The organism is Shewanella sp. H8, assembly GCF_040285065.1.
Lineage (GTDB): Bacteria > Pseudomonadota > Gammaproteobacteria > Enterobacterales > Shewanellaceae > Shewanella > Shewanella polaris.
Map to the genome: position 1 here is coordinate 2,744,609 of NZ_CP157213.1, position 18,462 is coordinate 2,763,070.

Sequence of the window (18,462 nt, forward strand, 5' to 3'; positions counted from 1 at the left end):
TACTGAGCCTAAATAAAAACACATAAAAGTGACTTTTAGGAGCGCATATAAAGTGCGGACAATCATCAAACCTGTTGATGATTGCTATTAACATTCCCTTGCAACATGGCCTATGATTAATCATTTTTCGTTATCCTTGTTAATGTGAATAGGGATAACATCATGCTACAATCGATGATTATTGCGGTGGCAATGCCACATCATCACTCGCTTTTTTAACCTGAGATCTTTATGAAACAACTGTTAGATTTTTTACCTTTAGTCATTTTTTTCGCGGTCTATAAACTCTATGACATTTATACTGCAACAGCGGTATTAATTGCGGCTTCAGCAATTCAACTCGTCATCACTTATCTGCTTTATAAACAAATTGAAAAAATGCATTTAGCCACATTCGCCTTGGTGACTGTCTTTGGCTCTCTTACACTATTTTTCCATGATGATGCCTTTATCAAATGGAAAGTCAGCATTGTTTACGCCTTATTTGCTATTGGGTTAATTGTCTCTCAAATGATGGGCAAACCTGCGCTTAAGAGCATGTTAGGTAAAGAAATGAAAGTTGATGATAAAATATGGGCTCAACTCACATGGTATTGGGTTGGATTTTTTGTCTTATGCGGATTAGCCAACATTTATATTGCGTTCAATTTACCTTTAGAAACCTGGGTTAACTTTAAAGTCTTTGGCTTAACGGCCCTCACCTTAATTAACACTGTTATTACGGTAGTCTACCTGTATAAAAATATGGAAGAAGACAGCTCGCAACCAACTGATGGTCAATAATTATTCAACAATATAAAGTAAAGGAAGCTGCTATATGTGGTATATGATTTCATCTCAAGATGTCGAAAACAGTTTAGAAAAGCGTTTATCTGTTCGTACTGAACATTTAGCCCGTTTACAAGCTTTAGCCGATGAAGGCCGTTTATTAACTGCCGGACCACATCCTGCGATTGATAATGAAAGCCCTGGAGAAGCAGGTTTTACGGGTTCTTTAGTTGTTGCAGAGTTTCCTTCACTAGAAGACGCACAAGCTTGGGCCGATGTAGACCCTTATATCGCTGCTGGTGTATACAAAAGTGTCATCGTTAAGCCATTTAAGCGAGTACTTCCATAATGAAAATAGTGTCTTTTAACATTAATGGGATACGTGCTCGTTTACATCAATTACAAGCACTGATCGACAGCCATTCTCCAGATATTATTGGCTTGCAAGAGACCAAAGTACATGATGACGCGTTCCCTGTCGCTGACGTAGAAGCTATGGGTTATAAAGTTCATTATCATGGTGGCAAAGCGCACTATGGTGTGGCGATGCTATCCAAATTAGAACCTATTTGTGTTATTAAAGGTTTTGAAACAGATGATGAAGATGCCCAGCGTCGCCTGATCATTGGTCAGTTTAAGCAAGACAATGGCCGTATATTAACGGTATTCAATGGCTACTTCCCTCAAGGTGAAAGTATTCATCACGAAACAAAATACCCGGCTAAGCGTAAATTTTATCAAGACTTAATGCTGTATTTAGAAAAGCATCATAATCCTAGTGAAGATATTGCGATTATTGGTGATATTAATATATCTCCAACCGATTTAGACATTGGTATTGGTGACGTTAACGCTAAGCGTTGGTTAAAATCGGGTAAATGTAGCTTCCAACCTGAAGAACGTGAATGGTTAGCGCGTCTAGAACAATGGGGATTTATCGATAGTTTTCGTCAATTACACCCTACTCGCACAGAACGTTATTCATGGTTTGATTATCGCAGCAAAGGTTTTGTTGATAACCGCGGCCTTCGAATAGACGTTATTTTGGTGACTGAACCTATGGTCCCACGCTTAATTGAATCTGACGTGGATTACGATTTACGCGGTATTGAGAAACCATCAGATCATGCGCCAATTTGGAGCACCTTTAGCGAAAAGCTAATATAAGTTAAACAACCTAGTTATAGGTTAACCAAATAACATATCAACTCGATAATTTCGCTACTAAAAGCCATAAAAGCTATAAAAGCTATAAGTTCATCTTACTTCTAGCGCATTTTTAGTAGCGAATTTGCCTTTAGAACACCCTCTCAGCTAATCTCAACGACCAATCACTATGACAACTCTCTATGGTTACTCTTTATGCCTAGAGTACTTGCAAAACCGCACAGCGCCAGCAGGAAAACACGGTTTTAGTTTATATAGATTTTATGTTCAGTGATCTAAAAGAAATAGCGACTGGATAATTGCCAATGTTGTTCGACTAAATCAATAGATTCATTAAGGTAAGCTCTAGCGGGTCGATTTGAATCGATAAGATTGTACTCAAATTGAATAAACCATGGTCGGTCTAATTGGTACTGGTAAGCCAGTGTCAATGATTGGCCATCTTCGTTGTTATTATCATATGGCGTACTGTCATTATCGGTGACAGAAAAATCTTCAACACGAATATTAACTCTATGTTGCGACCAACGCTTGCTGAGTAAGATATATCCCGATTGAAAATCATTATCAACCACAGGATAACCTTCTGTGTTGGTCATCAAGGTAGAACCCTGCATAAATTGACCAATTAAGCTTATTCCGTAAGGTAAACGCCATTTTGTGCCAACATGACCAAACTGAGTCAACCACACATATTGACCTTGTTTAACGATAAGCGTGTTAGCATTATTGTCATAATAACCTGCTTGAACACTGCCTTTATTACGCCAAGTCCACTTGGCTAACACATGCCCACCAATACGATCGTCAAGTTCAGTAAAAGGATCCGAATTAGCAGCTTGAGCCTCTAACATACCGCCAGTTTCCATTGCTGGAATGGCTGCGATGGGAAGCGTTTCTTGCACTAATGTTTGTCTTGAGGTTTGAGTCCAACCATGCCAAGCCAACATGGCACCAGTGGTATCGTTAAACATAAAGGCTTCAGCTGTTAATGAAAAATCATGCTCTGACTGACGATACTTGCCTAAAGACTCAATGGTTGTCGATAAACCAATGTGTCTGACTTCTTCAGCGAGCCAGCTATTTAACGTTGAGTAATTTAACGTGTAAGGCGATGCCCAAGCTGTTGCAACATTTTCTAACGAGATTTTCGGGTACATCAGCCCAAATTGTACATCAAGGCGAATGCCCGATTCACTTGGAATATCACGATAACGGACCAACGCTTCGGTGATGCCCAATCCATTATTGATCCCATCAACATAGCCATTAGCCGCTATGCGACTCGACCAAGCATCACCCCATTGGATGTGATAATTTAATCCTAGTTGTGATAACGCTAATTGCGCGCCATTGTCTGCGCCAAACTTGCCCAATCCACCCTCTAAATAAGAATCGATACTATCGGCATAACCGGCACGAACATCAATTACGCCACTGAAATCATGCTCAACGTTCTTCAGATCAATAGAGTCGGCATACACACTGCTACTCACAAACAGTAAACAGCACACTATCCTTGTATATAATGAGTAAATAATGATCACTCTCCTATTGATAATCTGATTGTGTTAACCAATCATTAAACTGGCGCTCAGGGAGCGGCCGAGACAAATAAAACCCTTGGCCCATTTCGCAGTTTAGATCGGTTAACCACTCTAACGTAGCCTTGTCTTCGATGCCTTCGGCAACCACTTTAAGCCCCAAGTTATGAGCAAGTTGTAGTGTTGATTGCACAATAATTTGGTCAGCTTGATTTTCTAGTAACTTTTGCACAAATGACTTATCAATTTTTAGCTCATCAACCGGTAATTGCTTCAACTGTGCCAGTGAAGAATAACCCGTACCATAGTCATCTATTGATAGTGTCAGTCCATTATTTCGTAATAATGTGAGCTGCTTTATCGCCAGTTCAGGATCTGATACGACCGCATCCTCGGTGATCTCTAACGTCATTGCAGCTACAGGAACATGATGCTCCGCGAGTGCATTAATGACCCAATGGCAAAATTGCTCATCTTTTAAATTTTCAGCCGAAATATTAACGGCAATACACATATCAATGCCCAATAATTGCCAGCGATGATATTGAGCCATTGCTTCGGTAATAACCCAACGTGTCAACGCATCCATTTGCATGGTTTTTTCAGCAATAGGAATAAACGTATCGGGTGGAATAATGCCTCTAGCAGGATGATCCCAACGAACTAATGCTTCAACATGGGTGATTTTTTGTTTGGCTAAGTTTAATTTTGGTTGGTAATACAATACTAACTGATTTTGCTCAATAGCCACTTTGAGTTCATTAATTAATTGAAAACGTTCAATGCTATTTTTATCAATATTAGCATCATAGATCTGGTAATCACGCTTATTTACTTTAGCGTGCTGCAAGGCGGTATCGGCTTGTCTTAGTAAGGTTACAATATCGATATTTGGCTGATAAAAGCTCACGCCAGCAGTAAACTGTAAATGTAACATCACATCTTTGTAATGATAATCTTGACCAATCTGTTGCTGTAACTTAGATAACAAAACATCGAACGATTGATGCTCACAATGCTTAAATGCCAGAACAAATTCATCACCTGACAACCGGTAAGCAAAGGCATCAGAATTAATCTCACATAGACGCTTAGCCACCTCTTTAATCACTTCATCACCCACTTCATGACCTAAAGTGACATTAATTTCGGTCATACGGCGAATATTAATTAAACACAGTCCCATTTTTGAACCTGAAACCAACCAAGGTTCAATGTTGCGCTGTAATTCGTTGCGGTTACCTAAATTGGTTAACGGGTCATGAAACGCTTGATGCTCAATGGCTTTTTCACGCGCTAAAATAGCTTGCTGCATTGAGGTAAACTCGTTAGCTAATTGTTGTAACTCAACACTTGAGTCGACAGTAACATTCGAGTCGTAATTACCTTTGGCAATAAAGCGGGCTTGGGCAATTAATTGTTTAATCGGTCGAGTAATACTGCCCGAAATCAAAAATGCCAATAACAAAGAAACGGGTAACATTAATACCAGCACTGCCACTTGTTGTAACCACTGCGAGTCTATGGAAGCCAGTAAGTCTGAACGCGATTTATACATGTAAGCATGCAGAGCTTGTCCATCAACATCACCCAAAGACTGTTTCCACAAGATATAATCGAGATTGCTTTTTTGATCAGTGATATAGCTGGATAACAACATGCTTTCATCGTTTGACAACGACTCACCAGAGTGGCCAATTGTCGTCATTTTATCCGCCGAGGTTAGGATAAAACCACTATTTAACCCAGTGAGTTTATACAACGAATTGGCCAATGCATCGTCGACGAGAAAACCAAATCCAACCCAACCGATAACACTATTGCCACCACTGGTGAGTGGAGAAAACTTAATTTGATATAACTTATTATCTAATAAATAAAATGGACTTAATGTTTCAAACTCAGAACCTAACAGATAGCGAAACGTACTATTTTGCTCAGAGCCCAAAGCAACCACTTCACGGCCCTTGTCTGTTTGTGATGCGACCAGCTGACCAATAATCTTACCTTCCGCAGATACTGCCATTGCAAGCGAAGCATTGATTCGACTACGATGATTATTGAGTGCAACTAAAAAACTACGGTTATCACCATCAATAAAAATATCTTTTAAGCCGAAGTCTTTTGCTGCCGTCGCTGCGAATGCCGCCAAATAATAGCTTCGATTATCATATTGCGATTCAAAAACAAGACTGGCGACGTCAAGTTGGCTCGCCACATATTGTTGCTCTAATCTTTGATTTGCTTGATAAGACAACCAAAAAGACAAGCTTAATACAGCAATAATTAACAGGACAAAAAAAGCAAAAATCCGAGTTTGCAGGCGATTAAAAAATGCCAATACTAGTATCCTTCTAAAAATTCAAATTCATCTAAACTTTTCTGAGCCGGAATACTATCAAATTCAGCCTGTAAAGAGATAGTAATGTTGTTATCACTGGGTAAATGGAACATTTTAATTTGTTGATTATCAGTCAATTTTAACTGTGGATGCCATACAACAACTTGGAAGTCATCGACGGGTAAATCTGCAAATGTTACCTGACCTTGTGGGTTAGTCACTGCATAAAAAGGTGTGTCGACAACCAACAAATGACCCGACATCCAGTCATGAATATTACACCCCATCGACACGTGTCCTGTTTGCTCGAATCTCAACACTTGCTGCTCTTGATTATGACGTAATTTAAATGCAAAACGTTTTGGCCCTAGTGCCGAATAAATATGATGAGTAATATCGTCTTCATTGACAAAAGCCACATCATTATCTTTTTGTACAATAGTTATATAGGGAGAGAACTGTTTATCTTTTTGATGCACTTCAGCTTTTTGGGGCGGTGTGCTGGCAACTATATGGGCTGGATTATTGGGAAGCAGATACACCACCATGTTTTCTGCTGGTAGTCCTTGGGTATTTAACACCGTTATATTTTGCGAAGCCGCTATCGCGGCACTGGTACTAAATAATAAACTGGTTAAAGTCAGCACGATTACGCGCGTTGTGGTAATGATCATTGATACTCCTAAATGACGTTTGCCTGATCATGCAATAAAGCACCTAACAAGTTTGCCATCAAGGCATACAAGCGGTTGTTATTCATCGGTATCTAATCATGCTGTTATAAAAATAAACGTTGTTAAGCGAACGGATTAAATTAAATGCGGTTAACTTAATCTGCAAAACATAGCTAAATTTCATATTACAATGAATTCAGCCTAACAACTTGTTAACAACAGACCAGATACCTTAGTACTTTATTTCAAGCTAATCAAAAAAATATCAATAATCCTCTAAGATAAGGTAAGACAGACTAAACTAAATTTTATATTGGCTTAAAATTACTCCTAAACCTTTAGAAGATTTATTCAAATCTTGAGCTAATATACCAGCTTGCTTGGAAGTACTACGAATAGTATCCGATTGCTGACGAATTTGATTAAGTTGCATGGCAATATCACCGGCAGACACACTCTGTTGTTCTGCCGAAGCAGCTATTTGGCTACTCATATCAAACACCGCATTAATAGAATCAGCCATATGAGTAATATCATCACCGACAGCTTTAATACTCGCACTACCTTGATCTGCTTCTGTCACAATAACAGTAGTAATAGTGGTGAGCTTTTTGGAACCTTGTTGTAAACCTTCAATCATTTTTTGAATTTCTACGGTTGCTTTTTGTGTCCGCCCAGCAAGAGTACGTACTTCATCCGCCACGACCGCAAAACCACGACCTTGCTCCCCAGCACGAGCAGCTTCAATAGCAGCATTTAATGCTAATAAATTTGTTTGCTCAGAAATACTATCAATGGTGGTAACGGCATCATTAATTTGGGTAGCATCGCGGGAGAGTTGCTCTACAGATGAAAATGCTTCAGCTATACGTTCAGATAAATAACTAATACGTTTAACCGCATCATTAATCTTACTTTGGCTTTCACCTATGTGTGTAGCATTTTGCTTAGTATTTAATGAGGCATCACTTGCATGATGTGACACATCGGCAATGGCCGCCGTCATTTGATCCATGGCGTGAGCCACTGAATCTAAGAAATGGTGTTGTTGGTCAATTAGTTCGTCATTGGTACTGGCTTGATGATTAAACTCGTTAGCGGCAACAGCCAAGGTTTCAGCATTACTGCGGATAGCACCAACCATTTCACTCATGTTATCTGCGCTGCGATCAATTTCATTAGCAATTAAACTGAAATCATCAGAACCAAAAAAGTTTAACCTAACGGTTAAGTCACCATCAGCTAAACGTTTAATTGCTTGGTAAATATCCCATAAGCCTCCCCCTAATGAGGTGGAAATCCAATAGCTCAGTTGAAATAACGGCAATAAACCAACCAAAGCCAAAATCAACATTAAATTCGTTTGGCTTAGCGGCTCTTGTTCCCATTGCTGAACATTTTGACTTTTAGTTAAATACTTATCGCCAACGCTTGCAGACGTCGTTACCACATCACCACTTCGAACCGTGTTATCACGGCTAGATAACTGCAATTGGTTATCTTGGGCAAATTGTGTAAGGGCATCGTTACGTAAACCTTGGTTATTGGCAACCAAGGCGAAACTGTCAACACTTGCTTGAGCACGCTGTAACGATGTTTGCTCAATTAATTCTTGGGTTTGTTGATAATTCATTAATGCAATTACACTGGTGATCAATGCAACAAGTGAACACACCACCCAAAATTTTCCATTGAGGCTTAATTTGATCAAAATACCATCAATTTTTCTAAACTGGATTTGCTTCATATAAGCTTCCTAAACAATTTGCCACTACCTCAAAGTGAGAATAAGGCTACATAAACGAAAACGGCCACATACTCGTGAATCAATATTATAGTTGACTCTGGTTGTCCACATTCACTCGTCATTCAACTTACGTAATTATAACTATATTTGTCATAAACAATAAAAATGCCTAAGTGCAAATATACTCAGGCATTTTGTTTAATTATTATCGACTTATGTGAATAAAACTTAAGTATCGTGGCTCACAAAACTGGCTAAACAGATAAATATTTATTGAGCGGTAAATCGCGATATCTTACGCCGGTGGCAGCAAAAATAGCATTGGTTAAACTTGGTGCTACTGGCGGCACACCGGGTTCACCCACACCTGCAGGTTTAGCGGTAGACGTTATAATATGCGTTTCAATATCTGGGCTTTGCGGCATACGCAATAACGGATAATTATGGAAATTAGTTTGTTCCACTTTGCCATTTTTAAAGCTAATTTCGCCCATCATTGCCAAGCTTAACCCAAAAATAATCGCACCTTCTAATTGCGACTTTACCCGATCAGGGTTAATCACAGTTCCAGCATCCATTACCGCTATCGATTTAATCACTTTAAGTTTGTTATCGACAACTTCGACCAACGTTGCTACTGCGACATAACTCACGAAACTGCGGTGAATGGACATTCCCCAGCCTTGATTTTTAGCCGCTTTTGGCGCGTTGATTAACTCAGTTTCAAGCGTATCTAATACCTTAAGGTATCGAGCCACATCCACGGGATGATCCCCTGACGCCTCACCATAGTTACCGTATTTAAAAGCTTGGTTTTCAAATGTTTCTATCCGTGGTTTACCCAAAAGATCACGCCACATTTGTATACAAGGCTTATTACCTTTAACGGCTAACTCATCAACAAAACTTCCCATACCAAAAGCGTGTTGAATGTTACACACAGAGCGCATCCAACCGATACGAGTATGCGCCTCTGCCTTTACGGCTTCCAACTGAACATGTCCCAGCGCTAATGGCACATCACTAAAGCCTAGATCTAACTCACCAGCCGACGGATATTCTACGCCCTCAGCAAATGTTGAACTAATAGATGGAAAACCTGTCCGCGCTAACAATGCGATTGGCATATTGTTGTTATCCAGTTTTGCCTGATACATTTGCGCACTAATCGCATGGTAATAGCTATTTTGAATTTCATCTTCGCGGCTCCAACACACCTTAATAGGCTTGTTTAACTTTTGCGATAAAATAGCTGCTTCTACGCTAAAATCAGGTTTGGATTTACGTCCAAAACCGCCGCCCAATAAGGTCACATTAACCGTAACCTGCTCTTCTTTAAGCCCTAATGCTCCAGCTACATTCTGTTGAGTACTTTGCGGCGTTTGGCTCGATGCCCATAATTCGCAGCCATCGGCCGTCACATTTGCAGTTGCAACGGGTGGCTCCATCATGGCGTGGGTTAAGTAAGGGACTGTGTACACTGCATTAACGGTTTGCTCTGCAGGCCACTCAGTGATCGAATCACCGAGTTTGCGTATCACTTTCCCCGGCTGGTTAACTCGCTCAACCAAGCCTTGTAAATATAACTCTGAATCATGACCATCATTAATCGACTTAGACCAGGTAATCGTTAATGCTTTGCGCGCTTCAATCGCACTCCAACTGTTGGTAGCGATTACAGCTACGCCGCCCAAAGGTTGAAACAACGGTGCACCTTGTGGTGCTGGCAAGGTAATGATATCAACTACGCCGGCAATACTGCGGGCTTTGGTGTCATCAACACTTACCACATCACTGCCTAATACTGGTGGGCGAGTAATACTAGCGTACAACATGCCATCTAGCTTAATGTCATATCCATATATCGCTTTACCCGTTAGCATCGCATCCATATCGACAATAGTGTGTGACTTGCCAATATGAGTAAAATCACTAGCATTTTTTAACACCACGGAGTCTAATTCTGGCATTGGCAATGTCGACGCTACCAGTGCTAAATCGCCATAAGCAAGGCTTCTGTTACTGCCTTTGTGATGCACTTTATGAGCTTTGGCATATACCTCCGCAGCAGGCACTTTCCATTGTTGTGCCGCCGCTTGTTCTAACATAGTACGCGCGGTGGCACCCATTTGGCGCATGCGATGGTAATGCTTACGGATACTGCGGCTACCATCAGTATTTTGGCTGCCATAACGTTTATCTGCTAGGCCTTGCACCACCACAACCTTATCCCAATCAGCTTCTAATTCATCAGCTAAAATTTGCGGGATACCGGTTCGAATACCTTGACCCATTTCAGAGCGATGACAGGTTAAATAGACTTTGTTGTCTTCACCAATCGCGACAAATAGGTTCATTAAGGCTTGTTTGTCTTGTGCCAGCGCCATTGGGCTCCACGCTAAACTGGATGTGCCGAGGGCTAAGCCACCGCCAACAGCACCAAATAGTTTAAGCACATGGCGACGACTAATATTTTCAACTGCAGTAAATGTAGTCATGGTTATGCCTCCGAAGCCGATTTTATCGCCGCTTTAATCCGCGGATAAGTACCACAGCGACAAATATTGCCCGACATTGCATCGTCAATTTGTGCATCTGTAGGTTTAGCTGTGGTTTTTAATAGCGACGCAGCAGACATCAATTGCCCCGCCTGACAATAACCGCATTGAGGCACATTGTGCTCCAACCAAGCTTGCTTTAACTTTTCTGCTTCAAGACCTTCAATAGTGGTAACTTGCTTGCCTTGCACTTGCTTTAAACTGGTTAAACAGCCGCGCATTGGGTTGCCATCAACATGAATCGTGCACGCGCCACATAAACCTGCACCACAGCCAAACTTAGTGCCCGTTAAGCCCAGAATGTCACGTAAAGCCCATAGCACAGGCATATTAGGATCGGCATCAAGGGTAAAGTCCTTACCATTGACCATTAATTTTTGGGTTGGGCTTGTCATAATCATTCCTTAATTGGGCCGAAACTTAACTCACTTGGTTTAACCATCGCGTTAAATCAGCTGGGGTATCAATATCAAATTGGGCTTGTTCCATCGTTAATATGTTCAAACTATTATTTTTTTCATGGCGTTTTAATATACTTTTAGCGCCTTTATCACCTTCAATTGACATTAACGCGGCAAAATCCTCTGCTAAAAATATAGCGGGTACACCAACATTTTCCCGATAAAAAGCACAACTACTTAGACCATTTTGGTAATAAGCATCAACAAGCCGAGTATAATCTTGAGCGGTTATCGCCACTTGGTCGGCCAACACCAGCAATAAAGCCTCTGCATGATGATCAATAGCATATTGAGCAGCCTGTTTAACAGAGCTGGATAATCCTTGTTGCCAATCATGATTGATAATTCGATGTGATGTCGAAGTTATTGCCATAATCTCGTCATTAAGGTGTGCACCCAACACCACCGCAGGTGTTTGAATACCTGCTGCGGTTGTCACTTGATTTAGGGTTGTAATGCTATGGGCCAGCAAGCTTTGATCGCCCTGCACTTTGGCCGTTATTTTACGGCCATTAAATCGGCTGCTAGCCCCCGCAGCTAAAATCACGGTAACGATATTAGGTTTCATTATGCCCATCATTACAGCATCACACTATCAAGACTAGTGAGCTGACTGCCATATAGCACCCCGTGACACTGAGATAAAACACTTAATGCTATTGAACCAGGAAGCTCACCGCCTAATGCAAGCCCTGCAGGAGCGGAGAAATAACCACTAAAATCATCCAAACGAAGATCAGCCATTGCTAATACTTTATCGCGGCGGTGCACTGGCCCAAGTAACGAGATATAGGCTAAAGGTTGTGTCTGCAATACTTTAAGGGTCTTGGCATCAATTTGCAGATTGTGACTCATCAAAAAAGCAGCATCTAAATCACTGAGTAAGTGATTAGTTACATTGGCAGTCGGTTGTTTGATAATTTGGCAACCCGGAAAATCATAGCTACGCGCATAAGCGGTGCGCTCGTCAAACACCGAGACTTTCCAGCCCATGGTTTGCGCCATTAGCGCGACAGGTTGCGCGTCTAAACCACCACCGAAAATACCAATATGCACCGGAGGACGCAAAGGGATCTGCAGTAAGGTTTTACCCTGCTCTGTCACTTTAATGGTTTTAGTATTGAGGGTTATTGGTGTGGCCGAATCATTTGGATGCTCAATAAATAAGCCCGATATCTTATTGCTCGATACACCGTCATCGACAATATCCAACTGATAAATTCCGCTGTCTCCCCGCATTAATGCATCGTGTACGTGCAGTAAGCTTAAGTAATTATTAGCTTTATTTACCGACACCATCATAATATTGACAATACCACCACAACCAAGTTGATAACTGGTATCAGACTCGTCGGTCGCATCGTAGGTTAATTGAATAACCTGTTGGGTTTGAATCGCTCGCTGGGCATGACGACGAAGATCAGCTTCAAGGCAACCTCCGCTTAGCATGCCTAAACTTTTCCCCATCGGATGAAATAACATGATAGCGCCGGGCTTGCGATAAGAAGACCCTTGCACTTGAGTTAACACTGCTACAACCCAGTCTTCTTGATAAGAAGGTAACCAGGCATCGAGTAAATCAACAAGGTGTTGAACCATGAGAACTGTCCATCATAATAAACGCAGACTATTAAGCTAACAGACTGGCTTTACAATGCAAAGAATCAATCATTCATGGTATTAAAAATAACCTCAATGATCTGATTTTATAACAAATTATTAATCAAATAACTGATCAGCAACAAAGGGGTTGTTTCGGCGTTCATCGGCAAACGTCGACATAGGCCCATGACCGGGAATAAAATTGACATTTTGCCCTAATGGCCACAATTTAGTGGTAATAGAGTGAAGTAAATCTTGATGATTAGATTGTGGGAAATCGGTGCGACCAATTGAGCCCCTAAAAAGCACATCACCCACCCAAGCTAAACTATCCTTTTTATCATAAAAAACGATGTGACCAGGGGTATGTCCTGGGCAATGAAGCACCTGCAAATGTTGCTCACCTACATTCACTTCGTCACCATCATTCAGGTATTGGTTTGGTTCAAAGGCTTCTACACGCGGAAAACCGAAGTTTTGACTTTGTTTGACTAAATTATCTAACCAAAATTTATCAGCAATGTGCGGACCAATAATCGGGACAGCTAATTGTTTCGATAACGCCGCAGCGGCACCGACATGATCAATATGACCATGGGTTAATAGTATTTTTTCAACATGTAAGCCTAGCTTAGTCACCTCAGCTAAAATCCGATCAATGTTACCACCGGGATCAACAACCGCAGCCTTTAAGGTCTTCTCACACCAAATGACACTACAATTTTGCTGAAAAGGCGTTACGGGGATGATTTGATACTTCATCGACAACCTCGTTCTTTAAAAAACACTTGCTGATTATCCGTTAATTCTACTTAGGCAGATGTGATCTAGATAGCTCTTTAAAGTGATTTACGTCTAGTGACTGATTGTTAATCATTAACGGGCTAATTAAATAACCTTGTTCGCGCTCGTACATGCGTTCATATATCATATCCACAAGATAAATTTAGTAACATCATTAATAACGACGGAATAGCCATTATATGCAGATTGATCTCACCTTAGCAGACATCGTTGCCCGTAAACATTTTTTCTCTGTGCCGCTTGATTACCAACAAAACCTAAGTAAGCAAATAACCGTTTTCGCCCGTGAAATATCCAGCATAGAAAACCAACATAAAAAGCTACCATACTTAGTGTTTTTTCAAGGCGGACCAGGCTTTGGAGCCGTAAGGCCGATTAGCAATAGTGGTTGGATAAAAAGAGCACTAAAAGAATATCGGGTATTACTGCTTGATCAACGCGGCACTGGATTATCAAGCCCAGTCAATGCCACCAGCTTAAGTGACATGAGCGCCACTGTTCAAGCTGACTATCTAAGCTTTTTTCGTGCCGATAATATTATTCGCGATGCAGAGTATATTCGCGCAAAATTGTCACCAGACGAACCCTGGACCATTTTAGGCCAAAGCTTTGGTGGATTTTGTGTATTGCATTATTTATCTGCCGCGCCAGAAGGTTTGAAAGAAGCCTATATTACTGGTGGCATTCCTTCGCTGACCCGTACTGCAGATGAAGTTTACCAAGCGACATATCAACGCGTTATAGCTAAAAACAAAGACTTTTTTAATCGTTTTAGTGACGCGAGATTACTGGTTGATAACTTAGCCAAGTACCTTTATGAAAACAAAGTCTACTTAGCAACAGGTGAACAACTGACAGTAGAAATGCTGCAGTTATTAGGCGTTAATATTGGCATGGAACAAGGGCCTGAAGCAGTTTATTACTTGCTTGAACAAGCCTTAATAGAAACGGCTCACGGTGTCGATATAAACCCGTTATTTGCACATCAATTCAGTCAATTACTTAGTTACAATACCAATCCAATTTTTGCCTTAATGCATGAGTCGATTTACTGTCAACATAATGCGTCATCGTGGGCTGCTCATCGAGTACGGTCGCAGTTTGAGCAATTTAATTACCATCCAGATAAACCTTTGTTGTTTACTGGTGAAATGGTTTATCCATGGATGTTTGCCCAGTTTGAAGCATTAATTCCTTTGCAGCCTGCTGCAGAGTTAATCGCCACAAAGAAAGACTGGCCAGCATTATATGACCTTGAAAAATTGGCTAATAATAAAGTCCCTGTGGCGGCAGCCATTTATAGCAACGACATGTTTGTGGAAATGCAATACAGCTTAGAAACCACCCAACAAGTCGGACAGCTACAATATTGGCTCACCTCAGAATATGAACATAATGGTATCCGTATGGATGGCGAGCGCATTTTAGATAAACTGATAAGCCTTAACCGAGGTCATTGCTTACGTTAGAAGAATTTACGCTAAAAGTATTGATGATAAAAATAGTTAAGTTAAAAGAGTAAGATAAAAAACGGCTTAAACGTTAAACGTTTAAGCCGTTTTTATAGCCTGTAAATAATTTTATATTGCTGCAAGCCAAAATCAATTAATTACAATATTTGAATAACCTGTTCTTTCGCTAAACGCGACTTAGGTAACCCAGCGTTATAATCTTCTTCCGAACTGTGATAACCCAACACGAGTGCCACGTCACAAATATAACCGCCCAATTCTTTTTCAAAAACTTGACCTATCAATTCGCTATCAACCCCTTCCATCGGTGTTGAATCGATACCTAAGCGTGCAACAGCATGCATAGTGTTACCCAAGGCTAAATAGGTTTGTGATTTAGTCCAAGCACCATTGTTGCCCGCTTCGTCGGTATTTAAATCTACAAATGCATATGCCCCAAACGCAGCTTCACGATCAGCAGGCTTAGTACGACCGTCCGCAATACCTTTATCAACAACCTTGGCATAATCTTCACGGGTATACTTAGGGTTATAAGCAAACAATATAATATGCGAAGCTGCTTTAATATGCGGTTGATTAAACTGAAACTTGTTGGCAAAAGTGTCATACATGCGCTGTTTAGCCGCATCACTTTCAATCACGATAAATTTCCATGGTTGAGAATTAATCGATGAAGGTGACAATCTCATTGCTTCATAAATCACGTCTAAATCTTGTTTTGGAACGCGCTTGGTCGGATCATAACGTTTGGTTGTGTAACGTTTTTCTAAATCAGCAATAATGGCATTGGTCATGTGGTGCTCCATCTTTATTTTAACAATCATTAAAAGGACTGGCAGTTAACGATATCAAATAATAATATTATCGATTAGCTTGCCCTGTTAATCACGACAAAGAGTCGTGAACAACAAACGAGGAAAAGCATAAAACTAAAAACAAATTAACAAATTAACAAATTAACAAATTAACAATAAATACAATAAATACAATTGGTTAACAAGATAACTAAATCAATACATTGTCACCCTGTTGTTGTGCTTAAAAAGGTTTTTTCAAGGTTTGCATTCAATTAAAAGCTATTTAGCGCCATTTAATTGAGCACCCCATACTGGCTGTTTGTTGCTTAGGGCCTTTACCAATCCCAGCGATCATTTGCATGGCATTCAAAAGCTCTGGTTCTCGATTTGGATCATCGTGCAAACGTGCATCATCTAAACGGCCACGATATTGCAATTCACCAAGGTGATTAAACCCAAAAAAGTCAGGGGTACATACTGCGCCATACTGTTTGCCTACTTGCTGGTCTTCATCAACTAAATACGGAAATTCAAACCCATGCAACTCAGCAAAGCGCAACATGTTCTGCGGTGAATCCGCTTCAACATTTTCATAGTCGTTAGACATTATTGCCAATACATTAATGCCTTCGGCCATTAATTGTTTTGTATCCTCGGCTAAGCGAGTCGCAATGGCTTTAACATAGGGACAATGATTACAAATAAACATAATTAACAAGCCCTTTTTACCCAAATTTTCACTCATGGTAAAAGCGTCACCATTAGGCGTATTAAGTGTGAAATCAGGTGCTTTCCAGCCAAAATCACAAATAGGCGTATCGAGTAACATAGGTCATATCCTTTACGGTTAGCATGAGTAACTTGGTAAGTCTGTCACTACATTAATTTGGTTATCATATCCGATAATTTAATTGTCATATACGGCGTAATAATTGAAAGATTATCAATTATCATTGGAAAATCATCTGAAATAAAAACAGCCGACTAATGCCAGCTGTTTAAAGAGTTTTGCCAGTTAAGTATTAGGCATTTGTGACCACAGCACGATAACCGCCTTGATGTTCATCGGCGATAAACTCAATAAAGTGTTGAATACTATCAAGGCTATCTTCTTGATAATGTGACACATATAGCAATTGAGTTAAGTGTTCTTTTGCAATAAGTTCAAGGGCATTCTTGATTAATCTACGCCCTAGATAGTCTAAACCTTGATAAGGTTCATCGAGGATAAGTAAGGTTGGCTGTTTAACAATGGCTCTGGCGATTAATAATAATCGCTGTTGACCGTATTCTAGTTGTCGAAATGACGATTTACTCAAATGACTCATGTGTAAAATCGCTAGCCACTCCGTTGCGATAGCGACTTGTTGTTTCGACGGTTGCTGATACAAGCCAATAGAGTCATAAAAGCCCGATACAATCACATCAAGCGCACTACAATTAACCCTATACTGTAAATGCAACGCAGATGACACCATGCCGATGTGCTTTTTTATCTCCCAAATACTCTCACCAGAGCCTCTTTTTTTACCAAAAATATCAATATCGTTACTGTAGCATTGTGGATGATCGCCAAAAATAAGCCCAAGCAAAGTACTTTTACCGCAGCCATTAGGGCCTTTAACTTGCCAATGAACACCATTATTGATGCGCCAATTCACCCCAGAGAAAATGACTTTGTCACCGTAAGCGACTCGGCCATTGTTCAATTGAAAAACCGGATTTGCAAATGTTGGGGTGTGACGGTGACGACGAATAAGCGCCAGCATATCTTCACTTTGTTGGCCAGATTGCGCGGTTAATTGAGTGATAAGCGGATGGTTATCCCACTCAGACTTAGCCATTACACTGTCTAATTTACCATGGTTAAACAGGGCAACATGCTCTATCCAATCTGGCATATCTTGCTCACGAGAGACCACCACCAACATTTGCACAGTTTGCGATAACAGCTGTAAATATTGGCTTAACGCTTGCCTATGAGCCACATCTAGCCCGGCATAGGGTTCGTCGAGCACTAAAAATGGCACCTTTGTCGCCAGCGCACGGGCAAGCATCACGCAACGGCTTTCTCCGGTAGAAAGCTGAGTAAACTGGCTATCACTTAACCGAGTAAGATCCAATTTCGCCAATAAACGATGAGCCAGTGCGTCATCATTACATTGGGCAAATATTACGCCATAAACAGTGGTTTTAGGATCGATATAACCTAAAGACTCGCTGTCATCTTGTTCAAGAATATCTTCAAGTAATTGTTGCTGTTCATGCAGCGACACCAAGGCGACTTGCGAATGCTCAAGACCCGATAGTTGGCCGGAATATCCCCAGGTTTTATCTGGCGGTTTCTGAGTTAACAATTTACCCAGTAAGGCGCCTAAGTCACCTTCGGTACTAAACACTCCCCAAGATTGATGCGATTTAATTAGCCAATCTTCAATGTCCATCGTGATACTAGACGAGCGACATTGCAGTTGTGTAAACCGGATTTCCATTTTGGCGCTTACCCTTGTCTATTTGTACTCATTTA

General features: G+C 40.7%; 16 protein-coding genes. 4 read left to right on the forward strand and 12 right to left on the reverse strand.

The genetic code is table 11. From position 1 onward, the window contains the following. The first annotated feature begins 231 nt into the window (after nucleotides 1-231). The 3 genes from ABIS04_RS11915 to xthA are packed head-to-tail and all read left to right on the forward strand — an operon-like array spanning nucleotide 232 to nucleotide 1,935. The gene (locus ABIS04_RS11915) at nucleotides 232-783 is read left to right on the forward strand and encodes a septation protein A (RefSeq protein ID WP_350431190.1); all 552 of its coding nucleotides are present in this window, start codon (nucleotides 232-234) and stop codon (nucleotides 781-783) included. A gap of 34 nt (nucleotides 784-817) precedes the next feature. Further along, the gene (locus tag ABIS04_RS11920; RefSeq protein ID WP_350431191.1) at nucleotides 818-1,117 is read left to right on the forward strand and encodes a YciI family protein; all 300 of its coding nucleotides are present in this window, start codon (nucleotides 818-820) and stop codon (nucleotides 1,115-1,117) included. Continuing rightward, entirely contained in the window at nucleotides 1,117-1,935 is an 819-nt protein-coding gene (gene xthA, locus ABIS04_RS11925) for an exodeoxyribonuclease III (protein ID WP_350431192.1), read from the forward strand. The genes ABIS04_RS11920 and xthA overlap by 1 nt, the downstream gene beginning before the upstream one ends. A gap of 275 nt (nucleotides 1,936-2,210) precedes the next feature. On the opposite strand, the gene ABIS04_RS11930 is transcribed toward xthA, so the two are convergent. The 9 genes from ABIS04_RS11930 to ABIS04_RS11970 all read right to left on the reverse strand — a co-directional run bounded on the left by ABIS04_RS11930 (nucleotide 2,211) and on the right by ABIS04_RS11970 (nucleotide 13,624). Next, nucleotides 2,211-3,431, reverse strand: coding sequence for a hypothetical protein (locus ABIS04_RS11930; protein WP_350431193.1), 1,221 nt, complete (start codon nucleotides 3,429-3,431; stop codon nucleotides 2,211-2,213). A 55-nt stretch (nucleotides 3,432-3,486) separates the two neighbouring features. Continuing rightward, complete coding sequence (locus ABIS04_RS11935; RefSeq protein ID WP_350431194.1) at nucleotides 3,487-5,820, reverse strand: EAL domain-containing protein; 2,334 nt, start codon at nucleotides 5,818-5,820, stop codon at nucleotides 3,487-3,489. A 2-nt stretch (nucleotides 5,821-5,822) separates the two neighbouring features. Continuing rightward, on the reverse strand, nucleotides 5,823-6,494 hold the full coding sequence (locus ABIS04_RS11940) for a hypothetical protein (RefSeq protein WP_350431195.1): 672 nt from the start codon (nucleotides 6,492-6,494) through the stop codon (nucleotides 5,823-5,825). A gap of 301 nt (nucleotides 6,495-6,795) precedes the next feature. Further along, nucleotides 6,796-8,241, reverse strand: coding sequence for a methyl-accepting chemotaxis protein (locus ABIS04_RS11945; RefSeq protein ID WP_350431196.1), 1,446 nt, complete (start codon nucleotides 8,239-8,241; stop codon nucleotides 6,796-6,798). Between the two features lie 254 nt (nucleotides 8,242-8,495). After that, on the reverse strand, nucleotides 8,496-10,739 hold the full coding sequence (locus ABIS04_RS11950) for a molybdopterin cofactor-binding domain-containing protein (protein ID WP_350431197.1): 2,244 nt from the start codon (nucleotides 10,737-10,739) through the stop codon (nucleotides 8,496-8,498). 2 nt (nucleotides 10,740-10,741) lie between these two features. After that, nucleotides 10,742-11,194, reverse strand: coding sequence for a (2Fe-2S)-binding protein (locus tag ABIS04_RS11955; RefSeq protein ID WP_350431198.1), 453 nt, complete (start codon nucleotides 11,192-11,194; stop codon nucleotides 10,742-10,744). 25 nt (nucleotides 11,195-11,219) lie between these two features. Continuing rightward, a complete protein-coding gene (locus tag ABIS04_RS11960) occupies nucleotides 11,220-11,828 on the reverse strand; it encodes a nucleotidyltransferase family protein (protein WP_350431199.1) in 609 nt (202 codons plus the stop codon). Between the two features lie 11 nt (nucleotides 11,829-11,839). Then, nucleotides 11,840-12,859: an XdhC family protein gene (locus ABIS04_RS11965; protein WP_350431200.1), complete on the reverse strand. Its 1,020-nt coding sequence runs from the start codon at nucleotides 12,857-12,859 to the stop codon at nucleotides 11,840-11,842. A gap of 120 nt (nucleotides 12,860-12,979) precedes the next feature. Next, the gene (locus ABIS04_RS11970; protein WP_137226704.1) at nucleotides 12,980-13,624 is read right to left on the reverse strand and encodes an MBL fold metallo-hydrolase; all 645 of its coding nucleotides are present in this window, start codon (nucleotides 13,622-13,624) and stop codon (nucleotides 12,980-12,982) included. Between the two features lie 221 nt (nucleotides 13,625-13,845). Between ABIS04_RS11970 and ABIS04_RS11975 the strand changes: the two genes are divergently transcribed. After that, nucleotides 13,846-15,135, forward strand: a complete 1,290-nt coding sequence (locus ABIS04_RS11975) for an alpha/beta fold hydrolase (protein ID WP_350431201.1) — start codon at nucleotides 13,846-13,848, stop codon at nucleotides 15,133-15,135. A gap of 140 nt (nucleotides 15,136-15,275) precedes the next feature. Here the strand turns inward: ABIS04_RS11975 and ABIS04_RS11980 are convergent, their stop codons facing one another. From ABIS04_RS11980 to ABIS04_RS11990, 3 genes are all read right to left on the reverse strand, one after another. Then, on the reverse strand, nucleotides 15,276-15,932 hold the full coding sequence (locus ABIS04_RS11980; RefSeq protein WP_350431202.1) for a nitroreductase family protein: 657 nt from the start codon (nucleotides 15,930-15,932) through the stop codon (nucleotides 15,276-15,278). A gap of 286 nt (nucleotides 15,933-16,218) precedes the next feature. Then, nucleotides 16,219-16,764: a thioredoxin family protein gene (locus tag ABIS04_RS11985; protein WP_137226701.1), complete on the reverse strand. Its 546-nt coding sequence runs from the start codon at nucleotides 16,762-16,764 to the stop codon at nucleotides 16,219-16,221. Between the two features lie 193 nt (nucleotides 16,765-16,957). Continuing rightward, entirely contained in the window at nucleotides 16,958-18,427 is a 1,470-nt protein-coding gene (locus ABIS04_RS11990) for an ATP-binding cassette domain-containing protein (RefSeq protein ID WP_350431203.1), read from the reverse strand. Nucleotides 18,428-18,462 lie beyond the last annotated feature (35 nt).